The sequence below is a fragment of the Kineococcus gurbantunggutensis genome (assembly GCF_050871925.1).
Classification (GTDB): Bacteria; Actinomycetota; Actinomycetes; order Actinomycetales; family Kineococcaceae; genus Kineococcus.
In genome coordinates this window covers 1-24,939 of the sequence record NZ_JBJLSG010000073.1, presented here as the reverse complement: position 1 = coordinate 24,939, position 24,939 = coordinate 1, and the positions used below count along the sequence as shown (strand labels likewise).

The 24,939-nt window shown below is 71.0% G+C and carries 18 protein-coding genes, 1 tRNA gene and 1 pseudogene; 11 read left to right on the top strand and 9 right to left on the bottom strand.

Features of this window, described 5'->3' with window-relative positions:
• The first annotated feature begins 113 nt into the window (after positions 1–113).
• Both ACRYR7_RS14405 and ACRYR7_RS14400 read left to right on the top strand, forming a co-directional pair.
• On the top strand, positions 114–809 hold the full coding sequence (locus ACRYR7_RS14405) for a histidine phosphatase family protein (protein WP_432572797.1): 696 nt from the start codon (positions 114–116) through the stop codon (positions 807–809).
• Positions 806–1,705, top strand: a complete 900-nt coding sequence (locus ACRYR7_RS14400; protein ID WP_432572796.1) for an NAD(P)H-hydrate dehydratase — start codon at positions 806–808, stop codon at positions 1,703–1,705. The genes ACRYR7_RS14405 and ACRYR7_RS14400 overlap by 4 nt, the downstream gene beginning before the upstream one ends.
• Positions 1,706–1,747: 42 nt before the next feature.
• Here ACRYR7_RS14400 and ACRYR7_RS14395 read toward each other — a convergent pair whose 3' ends face one another.
• On the bottom strand, positions 1,748–2,161 hold the full coding sequence (locus ACRYR7_RS14395; protein ID WP_432572795.1) for a hypothetical protein: 414 nt from the start codon (positions 2,159–2,161) through the stop codon (positions 1,748–1,750).
• Positions 2,162–2,467: 306 nt separating this feature from the next.
• Here ACRYR7_RS14395 and ACRYR7_RS14390 point away from each other — a divergent pair.
• Positions 2,468–2,540, top strand: a tRNA-Arg gene (locus ACRYR7_RS14390).
• Between the two features lie 106 nt (positions 2,541–2,646).
• Positions 2,647–3,744, top strand: a complete 1,098-nt coding sequence (locus tag ACRYR7_RS14385; protein WP_432572794.1) for a glycosyltransferase — start codon at positions 2,647–2,649, stop codon at positions 3,742–3,744.
• A gap of 12 nt (positions 3,745–3,756) precedes the next feature.
• Here ACRYR7_RS14385 and ACRYR7_RS14380 read toward each other — a convergent pair whose 3' ends face one another.
• Entirely contained in the window at positions 3,757–5,343 is a 1,587-nt protein-coding gene (locus tag ACRYR7_RS14380; protein WP_432572793.1) for a glycoside hydrolase family 16 protein, read from the bottom strand.
• Between the two features lie 609 nt (positions 5,344–5,952).
• Here ACRYR7_RS14380 and ACRYR7_RS14375 point away from each other — a divergent pair.
• The 5 genes from ACRYR7_RS14375 to ACRYR7_RS14355 all read left to right on the top strand — a co-directional run bounded on the left by ACRYR7_RS14375 (position 5,953) and on the right by ACRYR7_RS14355 (position 12,578).
• Positions 5,953–7,242: a sugar transferase gene (locus ACRYR7_RS14375; RefSeq protein ID WP_432572792.1), complete on the top strand. Its 1,290-nt coding sequence runs from the start codon at positions 5,953–5,955 to the stop codon at positions 7,240–7,242.
• 20 nt (positions 7,243–7,262) lie between these two features.
• Positions 7,263–8,363, top strand: coding sequence for a glycosyltransferase (locus tag ACRYR7_RS14370; RefSeq protein WP_432572791.1), 1,101 nt, complete (start codon positions 7,263–7,265; stop codon positions 8,361–8,363).
• A 265-nt stretch (positions 8,364–8,628) separates the two neighbouring features.
• Positions 8,629–9,621, top strand: a complete 993-nt coding sequence (locus ACRYR7_RS14365) for a glycosyltransferase family 2 protein (RefSeq protein ID WP_432572790.1) — start codon at positions 8,629–8,631, stop codon at positions 9,619–9,621.
• Between the two features lie 670 nt (positions 9,622–10,291).
• Complete coding sequence (locus tag ACRYR7_RS14360) at positions 10,292–11,320, top strand: glycosyltransferase family 4 protein (RefSeq protein WP_432572789.1); 1,029 nt, start codon at positions 10,292–10,294, stop codon at positions 11,318–11,320.
• A gap of 211 nt (positions 11,321–11,531) precedes the next feature.
• Positions 11,532–12,578, top strand: coding sequence for a glycosyltransferase family 4 protein (locus ACRYR7_RS14355; RefSeq protein WP_432572788.1), 1,047 nt, complete (start codon positions 11,532–11,534; stop codon positions 12,576–12,578).
• A 295-nt stretch (positions 12,579–12,873) separates the two neighbouring features.
• Here ACRYR7_RS14355 and ACRYR7_RS14350 read toward each other — a convergent pair.
• From ACRYR7_RS14350 to ACRYR7_RS14330, 5 genes and pseudogenes are all read right to left on the bottom strand, one after another.
• Positions 12,874–13,730, bottom strand: a pseudogene (locus ACRYR7_RS14350) (IS5 family transposase).
• 294 nt (positions 13,731–14,024) lie between these two features.
• A complete protein-coding gene (locus ACRYR7_RS14345; RefSeq protein WP_432572787.1) occupies positions 14,025–14,933 on the bottom strand; it encodes a glycosyltransferase family 2 protein in 909 nt (302 codons plus the stop codon).
• 73 nt (positions 14,934–15,006) lie between these two features.
• Positions 15,007–16,338 (bottom strand): lipopolysaccharide biosynthesis protein, encoded by a 1,332-nt coding sequence (locus tag ACRYR7_RS14340; protein WP_432572786.1) that lies wholly within the window; start codon positions 16,336–16,338, stop codon positions 15,007–15,009.
• Positions 16,325–17,665, bottom strand: coding sequence for a Wzz/FepE/Etk N-terminal domain-containing protein (locus tag ACRYR7_RS14335; RefSeq protein ID WP_432572785.1), 1,341 nt, complete (start codon positions 17,663–17,665; stop codon positions 16,325–16,327). Before ACRYR7_RS14335 ends, ACRYR7_RS14340 begins: the two co-directional genes overlap by 14 nt.
• Positions 17,652–18,995, bottom strand: a complete 1,344-nt coding sequence (locus tag ACRYR7_RS14330; RefSeq protein ID WP_432572784.1) for a hypothetical protein — start codon at positions 18,993–18,995, stop codon at positions 17,652–17,654. The genes ACRYR7_RS14335 and ACRYR7_RS14330 overlap by 14 nt, the downstream gene beginning before the upstream one ends.
• Before the next feature lie 143 nt (positions 18,996–19,138).
• Between ACRYR7_RS14330 and ACRYR7_RS14325 the strand changes: the two genes are divergently transcribed.
• The gene (locus tag ACRYR7_RS14325) at positions 19,139–21,253 is read left to right on the top strand and encodes a glycoside hydrolase family 16 protein (RefSeq protein ID WP_432572783.1); all 2,115 of its coding nucleotides are present in this window, start codon (positions 19,139–19,141) and stop codon (positions 21,251–21,253) included.
• On the opposite strand, the gene ACRYR7_RS14320 is transcribed toward ACRYR7_RS14325, so the two are convergent.
• Entirely contained in the window at positions 21,244–22,263 is a 1,020-nt protein-coding gene (locus tag ACRYR7_RS14320) for a glycosyltransferase family 2 protein (RefSeq protein ID WP_432572782.1), read from the bottom strand. The genes ACRYR7_RS14325 and ACRYR7_RS14320 overlap by 10 nt on opposite strands.
• Positions 22,260–23,180, bottom strand: coding sequence for a glycosyltransferase family 2 protein (locus ACRYR7_RS14315; protein WP_432572781.1), 921 nt, complete (start codon positions 23,178–23,180; stop codon positions 22,260–22,262). The genes ACRYR7_RS14320 and ACRYR7_RS14315 overlap by 4 nt, the downstream gene beginning before the upstream one ends.
• 504 nt (positions 23,181–23,684) lie before the next feature.
• Between ACRYR7_RS14315 and ACRYR7_RS14310 the strand changes: the two genes are divergently transcribed.
• Positions 23,685–24,854, top strand: a complete 1,170-nt coding sequence (locus ACRYR7_RS14310; protein WP_432572780.1) for a glycerophosphodiester phosphodiesterase family protein — start codon at positions 23,685–23,687, stop codon at positions 24,852–24,854.
• Positions 24,855–24,939 lie beyond the last annotated feature (85 nt).

The window sequence follows — 24,939 nt, the reverse complement described above, 5'->3', positions numbered from 1 at the left end:
CCCCCCCCCCCCCCGCGCGCGGGGGGCGCCCCGGGCGGCCGGCCCCCCCCCCCCCCCCCCCCCCCCCCCCCCCCCCCCCCCCCCCCCGCCCCCCCCCCGCGGAGGTGGTGGAGGTGGCCGAGCGCGACGCGGACGTGCCGCTGTCGGAGCTGGGGCGGCGGCAGGCGGCGGCGGTGGGCGCGTGGATGGCCACGTCGCCGCAGGCGCCGGCGCTGCCGCAGGTGGTGCTGTGCTCGCCGTACGAGCGGGCGCTGCGCACGGCCGGGGCGGTGGTGGAGGGGCTGCGCTCCCAGGGCCGGCAGGTGCCGGACCCGCGCACGGACGAGCGGCTGCGCGAGCGGGACCTCGGCTGGTGGGACGGGCTGACCGGCGCGGGGGTTCGCGCGCGCTTCCCGCAGGAGGCGGAGCGCCGGGCGCGGCTGGGCAAGTTCTACTACCGCCCGCCGGGCGGGGAGAGCTGGTGCGACGTGGCGCTGCGGGTGCGCAGCGTGCTGGCCTCGCTGCGCGAGGAGCACGCGGGCCGGGACGTGCTGGTGGTCTCGCACCAGGCGGTGCTCATGGGCTTCCGGCTGGTGCTGGAGGACCTGGACGAGCGCTCGGTGCTGGCGCTGGACGCGAGCGAGCCGCTGGCGAACTGCTCGGTGACGTCGTACGCGGCGGCGCCGGGCGGGGGCATGGCGCTGCGCGCGGCCGGGGACACCGCGGCGGTGGCGGACGTGCGGGTCACCGACGACGCCGCCGACCACGAGCCGGGCGAGGAGGCGGGCGGCGAGCGCGTCGCCGGCGACCAGAGGGAGGTGGCGCGGTGAGCGGTGCGGAGCGGGACGCGGTGACGGTGACGTCGGCGGTGCTGCGGCGGTGGCCGCTGCCGCCGCCGGGGGTGGGCAAGGAGGCGCGCGGGCGCACCTGCGTGGTGGGCGGCAGCGACCGCACCCCGGGCGCGGTGCTGCTGGCGGCGGAGGCGGCGCTGCGCTCGGGCGCGGGCAAGCTGCAGGTGGCGACGACGGCCTCGACGGCGCCGGCGCTGGGGGTGGCGCTGCCGGAGGCGCTGGTGCTGGGGCTGGCGCAGAACGCGGACGGCGGGATCGACCCGGCGTGCGGGGCGCAGGGCTCGGAGCTGGCGGAGCTGGCCGCGGGCGCGCACGCGGTGTGCCTGGGGGTGGGCACCATCGGCGAGCCGGCGGTGGTGGCGCTGCTGGAGGCGCTCGTGCCGCCGCTGGAGCAGACGGTGGTGCTGGACGCGCTGGGCCTGGCGCCGGTGACGCGCGACGCGACGTTCCTGCACCACCTGCGGGGCGCGGCGGTGCTGACGCCGAACCTCAACGAGCTGGCGATCGTGCTGGGCGCCGACGAGGAGGAGGTCACCCGCGACACGGCGGGCGCGGCGCGCGAGCTGGCGCGCCGCAGCCGGTGCACGGTGGCCGCCGGCGGGGGCGAGTCGTGGATCGCCGCCCCGGACGGGCGCCTGTGGCTGGACGTCTCCGGCGGGGCGGGGCTGGGGGTCTCGGGCTCCGGCGACGTGCTGGCGGGGATCGTCACGGGGCTGTGCGCGCGGGGCGCGGACCCGGTGCAGGCGGCGGTGTGGGCGTGCCACCTGCACGGGCGGGCCGGGGACCGGCTGGCGAGCTCGGTGGGCCGGCTGGGCTTCCTGGCCCGCGAGCTGCCCGCGGAGGTGCCGCGGGTGCTCGCCGAGATCGAGGTGTGAGGGCCGCGCCCGGGGCGCCCGCGGGGGGCGCTCCGGGCGGGCTCAGGCCAGCAGGGCCGAGGCGGCGGGCGCCAGGTCCGCCAGTGGCACCTGCAGGTGCCAGGTGGTGGAGGAGCGCTGGCCGGCGGCGTGCGGGTCGCCCTCGGGGCCGGCCCAGGACTGCGGCTGGGCGGTGACGCGCCAGGCGCCGGCGCCGTGCTGGCGGGCGCGGGAGGCGAGGGCGTCGTCGCCGGTGCGCACGGCGGCGGAGGCGATGACCTCCACGGCGCGGCTCAGGGAGCGGGCGTCGTAGAAGGCGATGGTGCAGCCGGAGTCGGTGGCGCTGGTCTCGACCAGGATGCAGCCGGACTCGCTGAGGGCGGCGTCGATGGCGGCGACCGCGGCGGTGTGGCGGGGTGCACGACGGGGACCGGGGACGGTCGGCCGCGCGTCGGTGCGGAGGGTCTGAACGGACATCCGGAGTGCTCCTCGGGAGACGACGTCGGCCGGGTGTCGGAGTCCACCTCGACTCGGCCCGACACCCAGAGACGGCATCGGTCGGCGTGTCTTGCGGCTTGAGTGTAGGCACCCGCACGGCCCCGTCCCGCACGCGGTGGCCCTGCGTTCGCCTGCGGCGCAACACAAGTCCACGACACAGCGTCGTAGTTCGGCCTGGTCGGACGGAACGGGCCCCGCGGGGCCGGGCCCCGGGCCGCGCGGGGCGACGGGGCGCGCGCCCGGCCCGCTAGACTCGTCAGCGGCCGCGGCGTCACCCGCGGGTGCGCCCCCGTAGCTCAGGGGATAGAGCATCGGTTTCCTAAACCGTGTGTCGCAGGTTCGAATCCTGCCGGGGGCACCCAGCTGGACCACGATCGCCGGGCAGCCCCTCCCCCGGTCCTCCCGGTGGGTAGGTTCTGCCCTCCGGGCCGCGTCCGCGGCGGCCAGACCGAGAGGATCCAGCGTTGAGCGCACGTCCCCGCGTCGTCCTCGTGCACGAGCGGTTCACCGAGTACGCCGGGTCCGAGGCCGTGGTGGAGCAGCTGGCGCGCGAGTGGCCCGACGCCCCGGTGCTCGCCCCCGTCGCCCGCCCCGGGGTGCTGCCGGCGGACCTGGAGCCGCGGGTGCGCTCCACGGCGCTGAGCCGCCTGCTGCGGGGCACGACGTACGCGCACCTGCTGCCGGCGCTGCCGGTGGCGGTGCGGACCATGCCGCTGCCGCCGGCCGACGTCGTCGTCGCCTCGCACCACGCGTTCGCCGTGCAGGTGGCGGCGCGCGCGACCGCGCCCGTGGTGGCGTACGTGCACACGCCGGCGCGCTGGGTGTGGGACCCCTCGATGCGCGCGGGTGAGGCGGGACGGGTGGGTGCCGCCGGCCTGGCGGCGTTCTCGGCGGCCTACAAGCCCCTCGACCGGGCCGCGGCCCAGCGGGTCCACACGCTCGTGGCCAACTCCTCGGCGGTCGCCGAGCGCATCGAGCGGTGGTGGGGACGGCCCTCGACCGTGGTGCACCCGCCGGTCGACACGGAGTTCTACGCCCCCGCGGACGTGCCGCGCGAGGACTTCTTCCTCATCGCGGGCCGGCTGGTGCCGTACAAGCGCCCCGACCTGGCCGTGCGCGCCGCCGAGCGCGCCGGCGTGCCCCTCGTGGTGGCCGGGGACGGCCGGATGCGCGCCCAGCTGGAGGCGGTCGCCGGGCCGAGCACGCGCTTCGTGGGCCGCGTGGACGACGAGGGCCTGCGCGACCTGTACCGCCGCTGCCGGGCGCTGCTCATGCCCGGCGTGGAGGACTTCGGGATCATCCCCGTCGAGGCGCAGGCGTGCGGCGCGCCCGTGGTCGCGATCGGTGCCGGCGGCACCCTGGACACGGTCGTGCCCGGGAGGACCGGTGTGCTGGTCCCCCCGGGCGGTGACGAGGTGGCCTCCTGGGCCGAGCACCTGCGCGGCTTCGACCCGGGCGCCTACGACGCGGCGACCGTGCGCTCGCACGCCGAGGGCTTCTCACGCGCCCGCTTCCGCGCGGCGATGGCCGGTGTCGTGGACGGCGTGCTCGGCGGCCGGTGACGGCCGCGCCGGTCAGGTGTAGACGCGCACCCAGTCGACGTAGAGGTCCGTGGTCTCACCGGTGCGGGAGAGGTCGATGGGCCAGTCGTGGCTCAGCGCCAGGTTGAGCAGGAAGAAGAACGGCTCCTCTGTGTGCGTGAGCCCGGTCACCCGGGTGACCTCGACGCCGTCGACGTAGAAGGTCGCGCCGCCCGGCGTGATCCGGGCGCCGTAGGTGTGCCAGGACGCCGCCCAGTCCGCCGGCTGCACCGCCTTGAGGCAGCTCCCACCCTTGATCGGGCTGGGCGTCGTCCCCCAGGAGTGCGCGAGGTGGCAGCTGCCGGCGGTGTCGTGGCCGTACAGCTCGACCGCGTCGACCTCCGCCGCCTTCCCGCCGAAGCGTGGGGTGGCGTTCTCGGTGTTGAGCATCCAGAAGGCCGGCCAGGCGCCGGGCCCGGGCGCACCGAGCATCCTGGCCTCGAAGTAGCCGTACTGAGCGCTGAAGCCGCCACCGCCGATCCGGGCGGAGGAGAGCAGGCCGCCGAAGTGCTTCTGGCCCCAGTCGGCCCACGCCTTGCGGCCGGCGATGGGCTCAGCACGCAGTCGCAGGTAGCCGCCGGGGATGGTGGCCATGGTGCCGGTGCCGACCGCCGGGTCGACGAAGGCGGCCATGCCGAACTCGGAGTCCCCGAAGGGCTCGGGCTTGGTGGCCGCGTAGGCGGCACCGCTGCCGTACCAGTCCACGGACAACGGGGCGCTGAAGTCGTCGGAGTACCGCAGGCCCATGCCCGCCGGGACGGTGGCCGGGGTCGGCACGGAACGGCCGGAACCGTTGACCACCTGCACGTACAGCGGGGCACCGGTGCCGTCCGTCCTGGAGACCTTGAGCGCCGTGGGGCCCTTGGGCAGGGCTTGCGTGTTGACGGTGATCACCGCCCGGCCGTCCGCACCGGCGCGAGCGGCTCCTGCCCAGTACATCGACCCCACCCCGGGCGTGCCCTTGTCGAGGCGCCAGCCGCGGGCGGTGACGGAGGTTCCCGGAGGCGCCCAGACCACGACGGTCGCCGTGCTCCCCACGACGGACCCGGGAGCAGGGCACACGAGCGCCAACCCGTTCGCGGGACGCGGGGCCACCGCGGGGGAGGTGGCGCCGCACTGCGCAGCGGCGGGTGTCGTGGAGTAGCCGGTCGCCGAGTACGGCCACTTCGGGGGCGTCGTGCCGGCGTCGTAGGCGGCGAACTCGCGCAGGCCGAGGACGGCGCCCGGTTCGGTGCGCTCGAGCTCCAGGCGCACGGCCGTCACCTCGCGGGGGGCGAAGGCGATGGTCGTCGGGTCGTTCCCGCCGCCGGCGATGCCGGACACGACGACGCTGCTGCCGTCGGAGAAGCGCAGCCGGCCGTGCAGGTCCACGGCTCCGGGAGCCGTGGACGTGGACGCTGCTTGCGCCGGCCCGAGCACCTGCACGCTGGCGATGCGGCGGGGGGACGACCACCCCAGCCGCACCCAGGGGGCGGCGTCACCGGCTGCAGCCGTCCACTGCTGACCACCGACACCGGCGGAGAAGGAACCGTCGAGCAGGTTGGCCGGAGCGGTCCCCGCCAGGCTGCTCGACGCGGTCACCGTGGACGGGGTCGTCCCCGCGGCCTCGGCGGCGCCCCCCGTGGGCGACAAGGTCCCCACCACGACGAGGGCGGCGCCCAGCAGTGCCGCCAGCGGACCGCGCCGGGGCCGCCACGCGGACGGTCCGCTCGGGAGCGCAGCGCTCGAGCGGTCGGACGGCGCACCTTCGCGGGTCGTGCTCCTGCTCACCAGCATGCCCACACACATCGATGCGCAGAGTGAGGTCTTTAGCACTCTGCGCAGAGAACTGTGTAACACTTCGGTAACGGCTGAGCTGCGCGAGTGCTGTTCGCGCCAGAGCCTCGGCGGGAGTGCACGCGCCGTGGTACCCCTTTCAACGAGTCGTGAAGAAGTGGGGGGCTCGTGCGGCCGCAGACCGTGAAGACCGAGGACCAGGTGAGCCCGTCGTGGGGCGGCGTGCCGACCGACGCGCAACCGCCGGCCGGCGCAACCGCAGAGGGCGTGACGCACCGGGCCTCGTCCGCAGCACACGTCCCGGGACCGCGGGGACGCGGTCTCGACGGGGAGGAGGGGCTCGGCTTCGAGCCGGCGCGGCTTCGGCCGCCGCTGCTGCGGAGGTCCGCTCCCCCGTACCTGCTGGCAGCGGACGTGAGCGCGTTCGCCCTCTCGCGCGTGGTGCCGTGGCACGTCGACGCGGTCGACGTGGCGGTCCTGGCCGTGATGGTGCTGTGCCTGCACGCCGGAGGGCTCTACCGGTCGCGGGTGTCCGTCTCGCTCCTCGACGACGCCCCCCGCCTGCTGGGCGGCGTCCTGGCCGCCGTCGGCACCCAGATCGCCCTGAACGGGCTGCTGCCGGGCACGGCACCGCGGGGCACTCTGCTCGTGCAGGCCTGCGCGCTCGCGCTCGCCGTCCTGCTGGCCCGCCGGGTCGCGTACTCGACGATGCGCTGGGCCCGCCGGACCGGCCGGGTGCGGCACACCGCCCTCATCCTCGGCGCCGGGCACCTGGGCATCCGCATCGGGCACGTGCTGCGCCAGCACCCGGAGCACGGCCTGGACCCCGTCGGTTTCGTCGACTCCAGCCCGCGCCTCGCCGAGGGCGAGAGCCTGCCCGCCCCCGTGCTCAGCGGGTACGACCAGCTCGCCACGCAGATCCAGGACTTCAGCGTCAGGGTGGTCATCGTCGCGTTCGGCGCGATGCGCGAGGCGGACCTCATCGAGGTCCTGCGGACGTGCGACCGGCTGCGCTGCGAGATCATCATCGTGCCGCGCCTGTACGAGGTGCACCCCACCACCAGCGACACCGACGCCCTGCGGGGCATCCCGCTGGTGCGCGTGCGTCGTGCGCCGTTCCGCACCCCCGCGTGGCGCGTCAAGCGCGCCTTCGACGTGCTCTTCTCGGCCGCCGCGCTGGTCCTGCTCTCCCCCGTGATGGCGGTCTGCGCAGCAGCGGTGCGCTGGGAGGGCGGCCCGGGGATCATCTTCCGGCAGGAGCGCGTCGGTCTCGACGGCCGGGGTTTCGACGTGCTGAAGTTCCGCTCGCTCAAGCCGGTGGACGATACCGAGTCGGCGACGAACTGGAACATCAAGCACGACGACCGGCTCGGCCCGGTGGGCCGCTTCCTGCGGCAGACCTCACTGGACGAGCTGCCGCAGCTGTGGAACATCCTCCGCGGTGACATGAGCATCGTCGGCCCCCGCCCGGAGCGCCCGCACTTCGTCGACGAGTTCAGCGGCCTGATCCCGCGCTACACGTGGCGGCACCGCGTCCCCAGCGGCCTGACCGGCTGGGCCCAGGTCAACGGCCTGCGCGGCGACACCTCCATCGAGGACCGCGCGCAGTTCGACAACTACTACATCGAGAACTGGTCCCTGTGGCTCGACATCAAGATCATCCTCCGCACCACGACGCAGGTGCTGACGCGGGCCGGCGGGTGAGCCCCGTCCGCTGGCTGCTCATGGCCAGCCACGTCCCGCCCAGCGGCAGCCTCGGCGGCATCGTCCGCTACACCGTGGAACTCGCCCGGGCCCTGGAGCGCCGGGACGACGTCGAACTGCACCTGCTCACCTCCCGCGAGGCGGCAGGCCCCCTCGCGGACCTGCTGGGGTGCCACGGGCGGATCGTCACCGTGCCGAACGCACCCGGCGCGCTCGTACCGGCCGTGGAGCGCTACCTGATGGGTCGCCGCCTGCGCGGTTTCGACGTCGTCCAGGGGACCAAGCACCTCCTGCCGCGGAACGTCGCGGCCCGCTCGGTGCTGACGGTCCACGACATGCTGCTCTTCGACCGCCCGCAGGACTTCCCGGGGCCCAAGCGGCACCTGCTGCGCCGGCCGTACGCGGCCTCGCTGCGGCAGGCCGACGTGCTGGTGTGCGTCAGCGCCGCGACGCAGCGCCGGGTGGTGGAGTGGTCGCCGCGGCTCGCTGGTCGTACGGCCGTTGTGCCCCTGGCGACGAGCCCAGCACTGCTAAAGGCGCCTTCGGTCCCCGTCGAGGCGGTCGTGGGCCGTCCCTTCGCGCTCGTCGTAGGAGACAGTCAGCCCCGTAAGAACGTCGCCACGGCGGTATCCGCGTGGCACGAGGTCGCGAAGCACCGACCAGACGCCGTGCTGGTGCTGGTGGGTCCTCCCGCCTGGGGCGAAGAGTCCTACGGGCCTCACTACGCCTACCTGGTCGATACGGGGAACGTGGTACAGCTGACCAGCGTGGGTGATGGCGTGCTTCGCTGGTGCTACGAGAACACCGCACTGGTGCTCGCGCCGAGCCTGGCGGAGGGGTTCGGCCTGCCCGCCGTCGAAGCCCTCGACCTGGGAGCTCCGCTGGTGACCTCGCTCGATCCAGCCCTCGTGGAGGCGAGTGGACTAGGAGTCGAGCACCTGCCGGCCGAGGACACCGCGGCGTGGGCAAGCCTCGCCTTGAGGCACCTCGGCGAGCGTCGCGAGGACGACTCCAAGGGTCGACGTCCCACCGAGCGGACTCGGCGCACATGGGATGACGTGGCCGCCGAGACAGTCGACCACGTCATGTCGCAGGATCGCACCGGCGTTGTGCAACGCTGACACAGGAGTCGACCACGCGGGAGCCAACCGCCTGAGCGCCGACGAGTGCCGCCCGCACTCTGCGCGGGCACTGGGCATCGACGACATCACGACGCGTGAGGAACGAGAGGTCAAAGACCGTGCGGATCATGCACATGTTCGAGCACGCTCACATAGGCGATGGACACGTCCACATCACCGACACCGGTGAGTCAACCGGTGTCCAGGGCACCCCGGGCGAGATAGCTGCCCCAAAGCAGTTCCATCTGCACCAGAGGAGCCACTGATGGAAAATATGCCACCACTAGTGTCCATCATTGTCCCGGTGTACAACGTCGCTGACTTCGTAGAGACCGCGCTGACATCAGTGCTCACTCAGACCCACCAGAACTGGGAGTGCATCGTCATCGACGACGGAAGCACCGACGGTTCGGGCGACAGAGCGCTCAGGGTCGTCGAGCGCGATGCCAGGATGCGCATGGTCCGGCAGGAGAACCGAGGACTGTCCGCGGCGCGCAATACCGGCCTGCGGGCCATGTCCAGCGATTCCTCGTATGTCGCGTTTCTCGACTCGGACGACACATGGACACCAGATGCGCTCGAGGTGCTGGTGCGCGCCCTGCGAGAAGATGAGACGGCCGCCGGGTCTTACGGGCTGGCCGAGAACATTGACGCGCTGGGCAACCCCCTGCTTCCCGGTCAGCACGCGGCCGCCCAGCGTGATCGGCGCAGGGTGTCCGGACGGCGCCTGCAGCCCGTCACGGCTACGGAACCGCTGACCTTCGCCGAGGCGGTCGTGGTGAGTCCCCTCTACCCGCCCGCCGTCGGCTTGCACCGCCGTTCGGTCGTCGATGCTGTGGGGTTTTTCGACGAGCGCTTGGCTCAGCTCGAGGACTGGGACTACTACCTACGCGCAATGCGGCATGGGCACTACGTCGCACTGGACGTGCTCGTGGCGCACTATCGCAAGCACGGCGCTCAGATGACACGCAGAACCGTTGAGCATGTAGTGGCACTGGATCAAGTGCGGCGCAAGACGTGGGAGTCCACAGAGAACTCTGAAGAGCAGCGACGGAACGCCACCGTGGCGTGGCGCCAACTCCAGGCACGCCGGACGTTCCGGAGTTTGCAGCGAACGCTGGGCAGCCTGCGACAGCGGGACTTCCCCCGATTCGCACGGCTCTCAGCAGCCACCGCTGTCTTGACGGCGCAGAACGTCCTCCCCGGGCCGCCCACCTCGAGTCCTACAATCGTGCGTTGGAGCGAGAGGAAGCTATGAAGCACCCAAGATCCACGGAAGGATACTCGTCCTCACCCGCCAAGCACACCGGTTCTCGATCACTTACCCGGTCAGCACATGCACTCCGACCGGTGTCAAAACTCGAGTTTGACGGAGCTTCTAGCGATGCTCTCTCACTGAGGCGATGGCTGAAGGCGATTAGGGCCGAGGACGGTGGAACAGCGCTTGCAGGTGCGGACGGTGCACTCGGCGGGTCCTCACGTACGGGAGAAGAGCTCGTACGGGCTCCACTGCTTCCCGTGGTCCGCCTCGGGTCACGTGATGCACCTAAAGGAAGTGGAGAACGGCATGCTGCACTGGCGTTAAGAGAACACTGCGCTGGTGCCCGCACCTAGCCTTGCCCAGGGCCTCGGACTGCATGCCATGGAAGCCTCTGGCTTAGACGCCCACCGGTGACCTAGCTCGACGCAGCCGTCGTAGGGCGATGTGGCCACGGAGACCGTGATCCATATCGTCCTGTCAGAGCTACTAGATTCGCACGGCTGGCCGCATGAGATATGGGCAGGCCCGCGCCAGCACAGGAACCTCTCCATTATGACGATTTGTGTACAGGTCCTACAACACCCCGATCACCCACTCGGCGTGCACCAGGTGGATGACACGATGACGTCACCCACCCTTGTGAGCAGCGAATGAGGAAGAGCATCGCATGCGCATCATCCATGTCCTGACCACCGACACGTTCTCGGGGCTGGAACGCTACGCAGTCGACGTGAGCACCGTGCTCGCAGCGCGAGGGCACGAAGTCCTCGTCGCCGGCGGAGATCCCGCGGCGATGCGTGATCGCCTTCCCACCACGGTGCACTGGGCGCCCGGTGCCACGCTTACAGAAGCGTTTACGACGCTACGGGCGGCAGGACGCGTCGATGTCGTCCACAGCCACATCACGAAGGCTGACTTCGCCGCGTTCGCCGCTGCTCCGTGGTCACGCGCCGCTCGTGTCTCAACCCGACACATCAACGCAGCTCGCGGGTACACTCGCTTTGCGCGGCTCGCGGCACGACCCGTTCGAGCCACCTTGCGCGCCGAAATCGCTGTCAGCCGGTTCACCGCTGACGCCTTGCCAGACGGGCGTCCGGACGAAGTTCTGTTGAACGGAGTCGCCGACGTTCCCGCCCATCGAATCGCGAGAGACCGAACGGTCCTGATCGCTCAGCGACTGTCCGCCGAGAAGGACACGTCCGTGGGGCTCGAGGGCTTTGCCCTCAGCAGTCTAGCCCGGAATGGTTGGCGCCTGCTGATCGCTGGCAGGGGTGATGAACGCGTACTGCTCGAGCAGCTGTCCCACCAGCTCGGCATCGCAGACCACGTGGACTTCTTGGAGTGGGTCGACGACATGGAATCCCTGTACGAGACAGCGGGAATCCTGCTCGCGACGGCCCCTGCCGAGCCTTTCGGCTTAACTGTGCTAGAGGCGGCCGCCCACGCCCTGCCGGTTCTGGCCGCCGGGTCCGGGGGACACTTGGAGACGGTGGGCTCCCTTCCTGCAGCTGCACTGTTCACCCCCAAGGACCCACGCTCAGTGGCTGAGGAGTTGTCGAAGCTTGCCGTCGACGCGGACCGGCGAGCCGCCTACGGTGCAGAGCTACGCACGCTCCAGCAGCAGCGGTTCACGCTGATGGAACACGTAGAGAAGTTGGAGAGTCTTTATCGCCGAGCCGTCAGCGGAGCGAGTTGATCGGGCCTTCGCGGCCTCCACACGCCAACCAGTGCAGGGTCGGGCGCCGTCGATCGACGTCCGGTCGCGCCCCCGCGCGCGAGGTGCCAGCAGATAGTCGGCACGAGCCGGGGAGGGCCATACTGGGAATCTGTAATGCGCCGAGCCGGCGCTTGTCGACGCCGTGCACCGCCAACCACGAGAAGTAGGAGACCACTCGACCATGAGGGTCATGCACGTACTCAAGCACGCTCAAGAACTCAACGGGCACGTGCACGTCGCCGTAGACCTCGCGTGTGCCCAGGCCGCTGCGGGCCATCACGTCGTGTTCGCCAGCGGGCCCGGCGCCTTCGACGACCTGCTCCAAGCGCACGGAGTGCAGGTGGAGCGCGTCACGGAAGCGACGGGGAAGCGTGCTGCGGCGCGAAGCATGTGGGACCTGCTGCGGGTGGCTCGGCGTGAACGACCTGATGTGGTTCACGCCCACATGATGAGCTCCGCCGTTCTCAGCTATCCCATCGCCAAGCTGACGGGTGCACTGCTGGTGACGACGGTCCACAACTCTTTCGAACCCCACTCCTCTCTCATGCGTCTGGGCGACGTCGTCGTGGCCGTCAGCGCAGCGGAGCGTAAATCTCTGGTCGAGCGCGGCTTCTCAGCCCGCAAGACGATGGCGGTGCTCAATGGGGCCGACGGCTCACCGCGCGAGGAGTTGCCCAAGGGAGACTTCGACTCCCTCGCGACTCCATGCATCATGACCCTTTCCGGTCTGCACCCCCGCAAAGCCGTAGATGATGTCGTTCGAGCCTTCGCTCTCGTGCAACCGGAGTTCCCCCAATGGCACCTGAACGTCGTAGGCTGGGGGCCCGACCGCGCGAAGCTCATGCGACTCACCGAGGAGCTGGGTGTCGAGTCGTCCGTGCACTTCGTGGGCGCCACGCTCGCTCCGCGCCACCTGCTCGACAGGGCTGACGTACTCGCGTCAGGGTCGCTGGCGGAACCCTTTGGCTTGAACATTGCCGAAGCGCGTGCGGCGGGCTGCGCCGTCGTCGCAACGAACGTCGGCGGGATTCCAGAAGTGCTCGACCAAGGGCGCGCGGGCCTGCTCGTACCGCCCTCCGACCCGCCTGCCATGGCCGCGGCCTTCCGTCAACTGTTGGAAGACCCTCAGACGCTGGCGCGCTGGCGAGCCAAGGCCGCAGCGGGCAGTGAGCGATTCACGGTCCAGCGGATGGCGGACGACTACGAGCAGGTGTATAGGACAGCACTTGCGCGCTGATCGGTCGCCCAGCCGCCGACGACAGCGTCCGGGCGTTTGCCCGCGTGCTGCCGCAGTGGCACCTCAACACCGCCGGATGGGCCTCCGACCAGGAGCACCTCGCCACCGAACTCGGTGTTAGACACTCCGTCCGCTTCCTGGGCTCCACATGAACTCCGCGCTATCCGCTGGACGCCGTGGACGCGTTTGTCTGCCTGGTTGGCGGCCCTGCGCCCGCCGATGACCATCGAGGCGCGCGCGGAGGACTGCACCTCTGTGGGCACCACGGTCGGCGGTGTATTTACAAGCCGTTGCATTAGTTCCTGGCGGGTAGTCGCCGAACGCAGATGAGCGTCACCGCCAGGCAGGCCAACGCAGTGATCGTGGTGCTGCTGGTGTCGTAGCGCAGCGCCAGACGCTTGTAGCTCAGCAGCCAGCTGATCGTGCGCTCGACCACCCAGCGGTACTGGCCCAGGCGCTGGCTGGACTCTACGTCGATGCGGGCGATGCGCGCCGCGATGCCCCGCCGGCGCAGGTAGGCGCGAACTCGGCGGTTGTCGTAGCCCTTGTCCGCGTGCAGCTTGAGCGGGCCGCGCCGAGGCCGGCCGCGACCGGTGCCCTTGACCGAGCGCTGTCTGTCGAGCAGCGGTGCCAGGAACAGCGAGTCGTGCCGATTGGCGCCGGAGAGCACGACGTTGATCGGCAGCCCGTCGGCGGTGACCAGCAGGTGGTACTTCGTGCCCAACTTCGCTCCGTCCGTGGGGTTCGGGCCCGTCAGCTCACCCCTTTTTCGCCCGGACGCTGACGGAGTCGGCGCTGGTCCGAGACCAGTCCAGCAGGCCCTGCTGCCCCAGCCGGTCCAGCACGACGCCGTGCAGCTCGTCCCACACGCCGACGTCCTGCCACTGGCGCAACCATCGCCAGCACGTCCAACCCGAGCCGTACCCCAGCTCGAGCGGCTGGGGGCACCTCCCGCGTGCGGGGGACTTGGCCCAGCCGATGCCGGTGCTCAGCACGAAGACGATACCCTCGATCACCGCCCGGGTCCTCGCGCCGTGGACGCCCCGTGCGCCTACGCGGTGCCGGTGGCGGCGGCGGGATGAGCGGGGCGAGCAGCTCCCACAGCTCATCGGTGATCAACTGACGAGGCCGAACGAGGGCGTCGGTGGCCATGCCGACCAGGCTGCGCTTGGCTCAGCGCGACACGCCAGAGCCTTGGATCAAGTTCTGCAATGAGGTCTTAAGGTGCTGGACAACGGACGGTCCGACCTGCTGGCGTCCCCCTCCAACCCGGAGGTCGCGGCGGCGCTGCGCACACTCCTCGCGGACCACGAAATCTCGCCCTACGGCGCCGGCAGAGCGAGGGGGAGCAGGCGCTTCACCGTCCAGTGCGTCACGGACGACGACGAACGCATGTACCGGACGGCACTGCGGCGTACTCGGCGCAGAGCGGGCCGACAAGACCGCTCAGGAGGGCGTGAGGTTCCACCGGCTCCGCCGCAGGCGCGCCACCAGGACGCCGCGGGCGTAGTGCGCCCGGATGTAGCGGTCGGACTTCGGGTCCGAAACCAGGGACGCCGCGCGCAGCACGAGGAAGGAACCGAGCGCCTTGAGTGGATGCAGGCGGGCCGGCAGCGGGCCGGTCGTCGGTTCACCGACGACCTCGGACACGCCGCCCCAGTAAGAGCGGCGCCTGATCCAGCCACGCGTCAACCGTTCTTGGGGGATGAGATGCTCGACCACGAGGGAGGCGTCGAACACGACCCGCCACCCGCTCTCGTGGACCGCGTACTGGAGGCGGTTGTCCTCCCCGCTCAGGAGCACGTCACCGATACGACCCAGGTTCTCGGGGTAACCACCTGCATCCCGCCACGCGGCCGAGCGCAGCAGGAAGTTGCCTCCGTACGCCTCTTGAATGCCGTTCTTGAAGGGCCGCTCTATGTCCTCGATGCAGGACAGGAACATCAGCCATCTCCATCCCACGTACTGCGGGCGAGCACCGGGCCAGCGTGGCAGGATCCGCCCGCCGATGACGCCGACGTCGGCCGCGGCACCAATGACCGCCCGGCGTGCCGATTCCCACCAGTCGTCCGCCACAGCGATATCATCGTCAACGAATGCCACCCACTCAGCACCGGCCTCCCGGACACCGGTGTTCCTGGCGATCGCCAGCCCCGGCTCGGCGCAGCGCACGAGCCGAACGCTCGAGTGCGCCGCTGCAAACCGTTCCAGCGCCGCCGCGTGCTCGGCAGAGGACGCGCTGTCCACGACGAGCAGAGGCGCAGCGGGGTCTCCAGCCAGCAGGCGTTCAACGGCCGCGACGGCCGCCGGAGCGCGGTTGTGGGTGCAGATGACGACGCAGAGGGGCGCGTTCATCGAGGGTCTCCCGTCCTGTTCATGGACAATGTGGTCGGCGGGGCAGTGGCCGTGTGACCCCGCTGTCTTTGGTTCACCGGCGCCGGAACCTCCCCGCCGCGTCCCACAGGTGGCTCCAAAGGAAGCGGACGTCAGCGCCCCGGACGAGCACGAAGTCCCTGACGCGGACCTGCGGGATTCGGCGCACCATGACGCTTGAAAGGAGCAACACGGCAGTGGTGTCCAGGACGCTGGCGAAAGCGGCGCCCAGCGCACCAAAGTGCCCGGCGAAGGCGAGCAGGCCCGCTACGTTGACGACAAGGGCGAGCGCCTGCGCCGACGAGCGCAGGCCCGGCCGGCCGAGCGAGGCGGCCGCCGCCCCCAGCATGAGGCCGGGCACAGAGAATACCTGGCTGGCCAGGAGGATGAGCGTGGTCGGAATGGCCGCGGTGAAGCTGTCGCCGAAAAGCGGGCCAATCCAGAACGGCAGCGTGGCACCCACGGCAGCTGAGCCGAGGAGCGAGAGCAGCAGCGTCAACCTGCCCACCTGCGCCAACCGCTCGACGTCCGCGGTGGCGCTGCCCACGCCGAACAGGACGTCGCGGACCGAGGTAGTGAAGATGTAGGGCACGTCGGCGATCGTGATGGCGACGGCCAGCAGGCCCACCTGCTCGACGGACGCGAGGGGTGTGAGCAACACCGGATTGATCTTGCTGAGCACCATCACCGCCACTGAGCCTGCCCAGGCACGCGCCCCGAAGGCCACGAGTGAGCGGAAGAGCCCCTCCTCCGGTACCGAGCTCGGCTCCTGATCCCGCCCCGGAACGAATACGCGCCAGTACAAGCCGGCGGTGGCGACGGGGACGAGGCAGGAGACGAGCACGGCGACCAGCGCCGTCAAGTGGCCCAGCAAGGCGAGCGTAGCGAGCAGGATCAGCCTGCCGATCCCGACGACGAGCTTCTCCGCGGTGATAGCGCGCCACATCTGCTGTCCAACGGCCACCCCTCGCACGAGCCCGAGGTAGACCCCTGGCAGGCAAAGCGCCGCCGCGATGATGATGAGCCGACCCAGCGCCTCATCCCCCTGGGACAGCACCGGCGCAAGCACGGCCACGAGGGCGATGAGCGGCAGTGCGATGGCCGTCGTCAGCAGCACCGACCGGCCCAGCGTCTGCAGCGTCTGCGAGCGCCGCCTGGCGAGGTGGTAGGTGAGCGCGTCCGGCAACCCGAAGGAAGCCAGGCTCGCCACGATGAGCCCCGGCGCCAGCGCTGCAGAGAACTGCCCGCGCCCGGTGACCCCCAGAGAGTGAGCGAGGATGGGAGCCGTCGCCAAGCCGGCCAAGGGGCCGACGGCGCTCGCGGCGGTGGTCAGAATCAACGTCCGCCGCAGGCGCCAGGCGCTGCCGGTGGTCTCAGCGGGCGCCATCGAGCTTTCCCGCCGTGTCGCGGCGGGGTGCCGACGTGCGCCCCAGGTCGGTCCCCCGGACGTGGTCCAGCGCCACGCTCACCGCGCTCGCCCCAACGCCGTCGAGCAGCTCGACGGCGTAGAGGAGCTCGGGGCGCGTGGTCGCGCCCGACTCCACAACCAGCAGGCTACTGCTGCTCAGCGCGGCGACGACCGACGCCTCGGAGCGCTCGACCACTGGGGGGCAGGAGATGAGCACGTAGTCGAAGCGCTCCTGCAGCGTCGCCAGCAGCTCACGCATGGGCGCCGTGCTCACACGCTGGGCAGAGGAGGCCTCGACCGCCCCTGCGGCAACCGACCAGACGCCGCGGTTGCCGCTGGACCTCAGCACCTCCTCCGCTGTCGCCCGGCCCGCCAGGACGTCGGCGACGCCTGGCCCCTGCGCGCCTGGGCCGGACTCTGCATGACGCCCGGCGGGCGGGCGCAGGTCCGCATCGACGACCACCACCGCCAGGTCGATCTCTCCCAGCACTGTGGCGAGCTGGGAGGCGACCTCACCTGCCTTAGAGACAGACGTCACACCCGCCACAGCGATCACCCCACCGGTCCGGGTGCCGAACTGAAGGTTGGCACGGAGGTGTCGGAAGTACTCAAGCCGGACGTCACCGGTAGTAGAGCGCGATCCTCGAGCCCTCGAGGCGGGCAGCGACGTCACCGTGGCCAACTGCAGACCGCGCGGCAGGTCGAAGACGCTCCGTATGCGGTTGTCCAGCGAGTTCAGCACGACCACCGCTCCCACCCCGAGAGCCAGCCCGATCACCGCACCGAAGAACAGGTTATTGCGCGGACGCGGGCTGACCGGGGCGTCAGGGAGCACGGCGGGCGTGACGACGTCGAGCACTAGTGCCTGATTCGGCCCGGACGTGTCGGTAGCCGGCGCCTGCCGGCTGAGTGCCTCCGCCACGCCCTGCGCCCGCGACCGAGCAGCCTCCGCTGTGTCGGCGGCCGCCGTGATATCGATGAAGGCCTGCCCCTCGCGCGAAGCCGATGAGACGCTATTCCTGAGGTCCAGGACGCTCGCTCCGCTGGCCACGGCGGCCGCCTGCAGGGTCACGTCGGATGTGGCAAGGCTGGCGTACGTCGCTACCCGGTCGAGAGCTAGGGAGTTCGCCTGCTGTAGCTCAGCCGCAGTCTCGCTGCGCAAGGAGACGAGAATGGAGGCCGTGGACGTGTAGGTCGGCGTTGTGAGGAGGGTCCGTACATTAGCCGCACCGACGCCCAGCAGCATCAACAGGATGACGAGCAGCCAGCCCCGACGGAGGAGTTGGAGGTATTCACGCAACGTCACTAGCTGATCCTCGGGTCGTCGGGGTCTTCAGGAAGGGAGCATCGGGAGCCAGCGCAGCCCGAGCGCGTGCCGCTGTGGCGGCGTGGGCGAGGACGCCCAGCGATAGCCACAGGATGCCACTGGTGTCGGCGAGGTCCGGACCGGAAATGACCTTGACCAGCAGTTGAGCGATCAGCGCCCACGTCACCGGCCGCACCAGTGGAACCGGCCAGGTGTCGCGCACGAGAACCCAGATCGCGGTCGCCAGCAGCAGCGCGCCGATAATGCCCACGGTGCTCAACAGGGATGCAGCGAAGGACGACGCGCGGTTCGACCCCAGCCCCGTGCCCAGCCCCAGCGTGTCCACGAGCAGGGTGAGCGAGAATGCGTCGGAACCGGAGCGGTCGTCGTAGGAGTTGGAGCCCACCTTCTCGTCCACGATGGCACCAATGAAGTTCGCCGACCACGGCAGGAGCCAGAGCGCAGCAATGGCCGCGGTGCATACAATGAGGGTGGTGGAGCGGCTGAGCGACCCGCCGTTCAGCACGAACCGGGAAGCAGCCACCGCCAGAGCGATGGCCGCGAGGGCAACCCCGGCGACGAAGAACGTCGCGGAGGTGGACACGCACCCCAGCAATACCGCGGCCGCCAGCGCAAGCAGTAGTAGCAGCCGCCGCAAGCCCTGTACCGAGCGCAGCCGCGACGCGGTGTACGCGATAGTGATCAGCGAGGACGCCGCAAGGCCGGCGGGTTCCGACAAGATGCCGCGCACGCGTGGAGCACCCCCGGGGAAGGTGTTCTGGAACGTGAAGGCCGGGGAGTTGTCGAAGAGCCCCTCCGGGAAGGGCACGCCGGCGACCTGGTGCGTCCACGCCCACAGGGAAAGCGTGGTCGTGGTGATGGCCGCGATCCCCACGACCTCTGGACCGATCGACTTTGAGCGCGCCAGGAATACCACGACGCAGACGCTGAGGATGACGTAGACGATCTGGGCGATGTTGGACTTTGTCAACACGCCCGCCATAAGCCGGTTGCCTTCCCCGCCCGGTGACAGCACCGGCAGGCCGTCGAAGACCATCGGGGCGATGAGGGTGACAAGCACTCCCACCACGACGAGCAGTACCAGCGGCCGCGCCCCAGGCACCGGGGCGAGCACTACCCCCGGGCTCCACCGCACGCGCTGCAGGTGGCGCAAGACGATCCCTACGGCCGCGCCGACAGCGACGGCGTAGAACGTGGGCAGCGCGACGGCTCCTAGCACGAGAGCAGCACCGATCGGAGTCGCACCTCCTAGTGCCAGGGCGAGGCCGTAGCCCTTCGGGTGCAAGACGCCCAGAAGCACGACGACCACCGTGAGCAGCGTTAGCGTGGTGATCCGTGCCTCCGAGGTCTAGGCGCTCCGAGCGCCCGTGGACGCCGCCTGTAGTTGTCGTGCGATAGTACGTCGCACTGGATGTTCCTTGAGGTGCGAACAACCCGGAGGGACCAGCAGACATGCGCGCGGCGAAGAAGCGGTGGCTCGCGGCCGCGGTCATCGCCGTACTGCTGGCAGCCGGCAGCACCACTGTCCTTCTCTTCCGCTCGACCACCCGCGTAGCCGTGTCTGCCTCTTCAAGCGCTGCCGGGACCCGCCCGGACGAGCTGCTCAGGCGCTCACCGGACTCTCCTTCGGCTGAGCGTCCCGTGGCGTGGGCCAGTGATAGCGAGACCGTGGGCGCATGGCTGTCACTCGACTGGACGCGCCCGACTCGTGTGAACCGCGTGCAGCTCTACGCTGCCGGCAGCGGCGACCGTGCGCCGCGCTCGGTACTGCTGGGCTTCGACGATGGGTCCTCGCTGCTGGTGACAGCGGGTCCGGAGGGGAATGCGATGGTCACCTTCCCGGAGCGCCGCACCTCACGGGTGCGCATCACTGTCGCCGAGGCGGCTCCCGGGGCGAAGTCGATCGCCTTGGCCGCGCTGGCCGTCGACGACGGCGGACCCTTGGTCGATGCGCTCCCGGCCGGGGAGCTCGCGCGCCTGGACGCTTCCAGCGGCTTGGAGCCGGGCGCCGGGGTGCTCCAGGACGGTGACGCAGCGACCAGTACGACGGGTGGGGAGTGGCTGGCCGACGCCTTCGACCCCTCTCCGTGGGTGCGGGCACGGTGGAGCCGGCCGGTAGAGGTGTCCAGCGTCCAGGTGCTCGGTCCTTCGGCAGCGCCTTCAGGGATCGAGCAGGTAGGTCCAGTCATGCTGAGCGGTGTGCTCCGCTTCGACGACGGGAGCGAGGTGGTCGTCTCAGGTGTCGAGAGCGGGGGTTCGCAGCCGACGACGATTGGCTTCGCGCCTCGAGTGGTCCGCTGGGCGCGCCTAGATCTGGCTCGCTCAGCGCCCAATGCTGACGCGGGCTTGCGTGAATTCCAAATCTACGGACCAGGCACGACCCCACCCCGGTGGTCCACAACCAGCAGCGACTACGCGGTGGACCCACCGGCAGTGGACTGCGCGGACGCAGGGCCAGCAGGTCCTATCCCGTGGCCGCAGGAGCCTCTAGAGCTCGTGTGCCCCGGGCCGGGTGCCGCCGTGTCCGGCCGCACGACCGTGGTCGTCGCCGCCAGCCCCGGCACGGTCGTCGAGGCGGCTGGTCCCGTCACGCCGGGCGCTTCCGCCGTACCGACCATGCAACTGCTGGCCGAGGGCACTGCCGGCTCGAACGGGCGCGCAGTGCTGACGCTGGACACTGCCGACGTACCGCGCGGGCCCATCACGATCCTGCTGCAGGCCGAGGGCACCGGCGCCTCCGCTGCCGTGCCCCTCCAACTGTTCCACCGCGGAGGGCGCATGACCTCATCCCCCACCTTCGCCCCCCGAGGCTTGACGCCGCAATGGAGCGAAGAGTTTAATGGACCAGTCTCGGTGTCCGCAACTGGCGAAGGCGCGTTGTACGCCGCGGCCAAGCCGACGGCGTCCGGCGCGGAGAGCTTCGGAGAGGCCGCCTTCGCCGACCCAGCCTCGGGTGCGGGTACCGTGGCGACGGTGGACGGCTACCTGCGGCTTCGCGCGGAATCCACAGCCGGGCGCACCGCGGCAGCACAGCAGGGACAATCAAGCGTGGGCGGCATGCTCTCCTCGTTGCGCGTCGGTGCCGGAGGCTTCGCAGCGCAGTACGGGTACTTCGAGGCACGCATGACTGGCGCGCCCGGACGGGGCTCCTGGCCCGCTTTCTGGACGTTGAATACGCGGAGTGCGACGCGGGACAACGCGGTGGTCGGTGAGGCCGATGCCGTGGAGCTGTACGGGCACAATCCTGCCGGCAGCTGCCACACCATCCACCACTACGACCCGACGTTCGAAGGAGGCCAGCGCGGCGAAGGCAGATGCCTCGGCGATAACGGCTTCTCGGACTGGACGACGAACTGGCACACCTATGGCATGAGAATCGTACCTGGCGGGGCCCTATTCTTCATCGATGGTGTGCAGGTGGCCGACCTGCACGGCAAGCTTGGCCGCTACGACGAGCCGTTCTTCTTCATGGTGAACTTGGCGCTGGGGGGCGATTGGCCCGTCGACCTTTCAGCAACCGCGGGCAGGACGGATCTGTACGTCGACTGGATTCGCGTTTATACCTGAGCATCTGCTTGTACCGGCTGTCGCCGACCCCAGCGGAGCTCGAGGAGTCGGCGGACGGCCGGCCGGGGTGCGAGCAGGACGCTTGCGCACCAACCAGCGATGACCACACGGTCTCGCCATGACTCCGGTCCGGGCTGCAGGGGCGAGCGCAGGACGTCCAGGAGCTGGCGCGGACGCCCGTCACCTGGCAGGCCTGCAGCCGCGGGCGAGACCCGCTCCGCAGCGACGCGGAACTGTAGGAGCTCCCGACTTCGGCGCAGGGGAGCCTCGTCGACGTGGCCTTCGCCCCCCGCACCAGCGACGTCGCGGGCGAAGCGCCACCGCGCCCTGGCACGCACCACTTCGCGGGTGAACCGGGTGTCGTCCACGAGGAGGTTGCTGTCGTTCGCGCCGTGCTGCCGGTAGCCGACGACTACTTCCGGGACTGTGACGACATCTCCGAGGAAGGGGGCAGCAGCGAGGCACCCCGAGTCGGCGAAGTCCCCCAGCTCCGGGCCGAGCGGGAAAATGCGCTCCAGGAAGTCGCGCGCGTAGGCGTTGCCCGAGGCGGGCGGTGTGGGGTAGGCCGTGGTCGTCGTGGCCCAGCGGCGCACGTCGGCAGGTGAAGGCACCGGGTCGTAGGCCGGGAAGGGCGTGCCGATGGCAACTCCGATCCTGTCGATGCGCTGCATGCGGAACTGCACCTTGCTGACGCCGTCCCGCCACGCGCGCGCCAGATGCACCGGCAGGTCCGGCGGCAGCACGTCGTCAGCGTCCAGGAAGACCACGACGTCACCCGTGCTCTCCGCGAACCCGCGGTTGACGGCGACGCGCTGACCACCGTTCTCGGTGAACAGCGCCCGGACGCGGGAGCCGTAGCCGCTGATGACGTCGCGCGAGACGTCGGTCGAACCGTCGTCGACGACCACGACCTCCACGTCGTCCCAGCTCAACGCCAGGGCGCTGTCGATGGCCTGACCGACGTAGGCCGCGTAGTTGTAGTTGGCGATGACGACGCTGAGGCGCTTCACGACTCCACCGGGATGTCGAGGATGCGCTCGGGCGTGAATCGGCCCCGCGCGACGTCAGCGAGGGCTCGCACGTTGCCCCGCAGTCGTCGCCTCCTCCACGCTCGCTCCTGGTGCACGGTGGACTTCACGACGTTCATCGCCACGCGCCGGCCGGCCTCGTTGGCGACGAGCCACAGCGGGAAGCTGCCCTTGCGCATCAGGTAGCACGGGTTCATCACCTGCGAGTAGCCGAGCCGCTCGTGGGCCGTGCGTCCACCGGACTTCACTCCGCGGTGCACCACGACGCAGTCGTCGACCCGCGCGACGACCCCGTAGCGCATCAGGCGGCGGGCGAAGTCGTGGTCCTCGAGCCAGCCGTACAGCGGCAGGCGCTCGTCGAAGCGCTCCTGCGGGGCGACGGTGCGGCGGTAGGCGAAGTTGCAACCGTACAGCTCCCGGCCCTGTCGCCACCTTTCCGTGACCGGCTCGGCCAGCGACGACGCCAGCGCGGCCAGCGCCCGCTCCTGGGGGATCGCGTCCCCCACGGCACCGTCGAGCAGGACCCTGCCGGTGAAGGCGACGACCTCCGGGTGCTGCGCAAAGAAGGCCATGCCCCGCTCGAGGTAGTCCTCCCGCACGACGGCGTCGTCGTCGAAGAAGAAGACGTGGGTGGCGTCCGGCACGGCGTCCAGGCCCGCGTTGCGCTGGGCCGACGAGCCGAGGTCGTGCACGACCCGGGTGTTCGCGGGAATCTGCGACGGCAGGCTGTCGGTGTCCGGGACGGACAGGACCAGGGTGAAGTCGCCCCTGGTCTGCTCCTGCAGGCTGTCGATCAGCTCCGCGAGGATGGCGGGTCGCCCCTTGGAGGCGACGACCACCGCGACGCGTGCGGCACCGGGGTCATCGGCACGCTCGGTGGGGCGGCCGGGTGTGGTCACGAAGTCTCCAGGTCCAGCCCGGCTGCGACACCGCTCGCGACGAGGTGCAGCGGTGCAGCCCGGACGTCTTTCGTGCGGTCAGGGGTAGGACGAATCTAACGGGCGTGGACGGGACCTCGTGCGCTCGTCGAGCAAGCCGCCCACGACTCGACCCCTACTGTCGACGGTGAGTGAGGGGAATGGAGCACTGTGTCCACCGTCCGGGCGAACAAGTTCACCCCTCGGGCCGGTGCCATCGGGGCGCACGACGAAGACGCCCCCTTACGCCCCACGACGTGGGCGCACCGGCAGTGGATCGTTGCGCGCGGTGGCGGCGCGCTTCCGCGCCGAGCTACGGCCGGCGGGCCTCCTCACGCATCGGCGCGAGCACGAGCACCGGAGGGCGCGCGAGCCGCTGGAGTCCTGGCACCGGCCCGCGGCGCACCCGCTCCGTCGACCACCCGTCACCCCACGTTCGCTGTGCGGTCCTTGTGCAGTAGCGGTGGGGTGTCCAGACTCCGCGGCGTGAGACCGCGCACCGTCGCCGCCGCCACCCTGGCCGCCGCCACGCTCCTGACCCCCCTGACCGCCACCGCCTCGACCGGCGCCCCGCAGGGCCGCGGGCACTGGCCCGGGCACCACCACTGGCAGCCGCAGGCCACGGCCCCGCTGGTGGTCGGGCACCGCGGCGCCTCCGCCTACCGCCCCGAGCACACCCTGGCCTCGTACGAGCTGGCCGCGCGCACGGGCGCCGACGTCATCGAGCCGGACCTGGTCTCCACCAGGGACGGCGTGCTCGTGGTGCGCCACGAGAACGAGATCTCCGGCACCACGGACGTCGCCGAGCGCCCGGAGTTCGCCGACCGGCGGACGACGAAGGTGATCGACGGCGTGGAGCTGACCGGCTGGTTCACCGAGGACTTCACCCTCGCGGAGCTGAAGACGCTGCGCGCCGTGGAGCGCCTGCCGGAGCTGCGCCAGGAGAGCACCGTCTTCGACGGCGCCTTCGAGGTGCCCACCTTCGAGGAGGTGCTCGACGAGCGCGAGCGCCTCTCGCGCGAGCTGCGCCGGAACATCGGGGTCATCCCCGAGATCAAGCACTCGACGTACTTCGACTCCATCGGGCTGTCCATGGAGGAGGGCGTGGTGCGGGCGCTGGAGGAGCACCGGCTGAACCGCCCGGGCTCGGGCGCCACCGTGCAGTCCTTCGAGCTGACGAACCTCGTCGAGCTGCGCACGGAGCTGGGCCTGCGCGCGGACTCGGTGTTCCTGACCTCCTCCTCCGGCGCCCCGGCGGACCTGGTCGCCGCGGGCGACCCGCGCCAGTACGCGGACCTGCTGGTGCCCTCGGCGCTGCGCGACCTGGCCCGGTACGTGGACTCCATCGGCCCGTCGCTGGACCAGGTCGTGGCGCTGGAGGAGGACGGCACCCTGGGCGAGGAGACCCGCCTGGTCGACGACGCGCACGCCGCCGGCCTGACGGTGGTGCCCTACACCCTGCGCCCGGAGAACCAGTTCCTGCCGGTGGACTACCGCCTGGGCGAGGACCCGGCCGACTTCGGCCGCGTCCTGGACCTGGCGCAGGTCTACTTCGAGGCCGGCGTCGACGGCATCTTCACCGACGCCCCGGACCTGGGCGACGTGGCCCGCGACCGCTTCGTGGCCGAGCGCGACGGCGAGGCGCAGGCCGGCTGAGCAGCCGGTCGAGCACCCGGCAGGGAGGGGCCGCGGCGAGCGCCGCGGCACCGGTGGGGACGGAGCCCGCCGGCCGCGCGGCCAC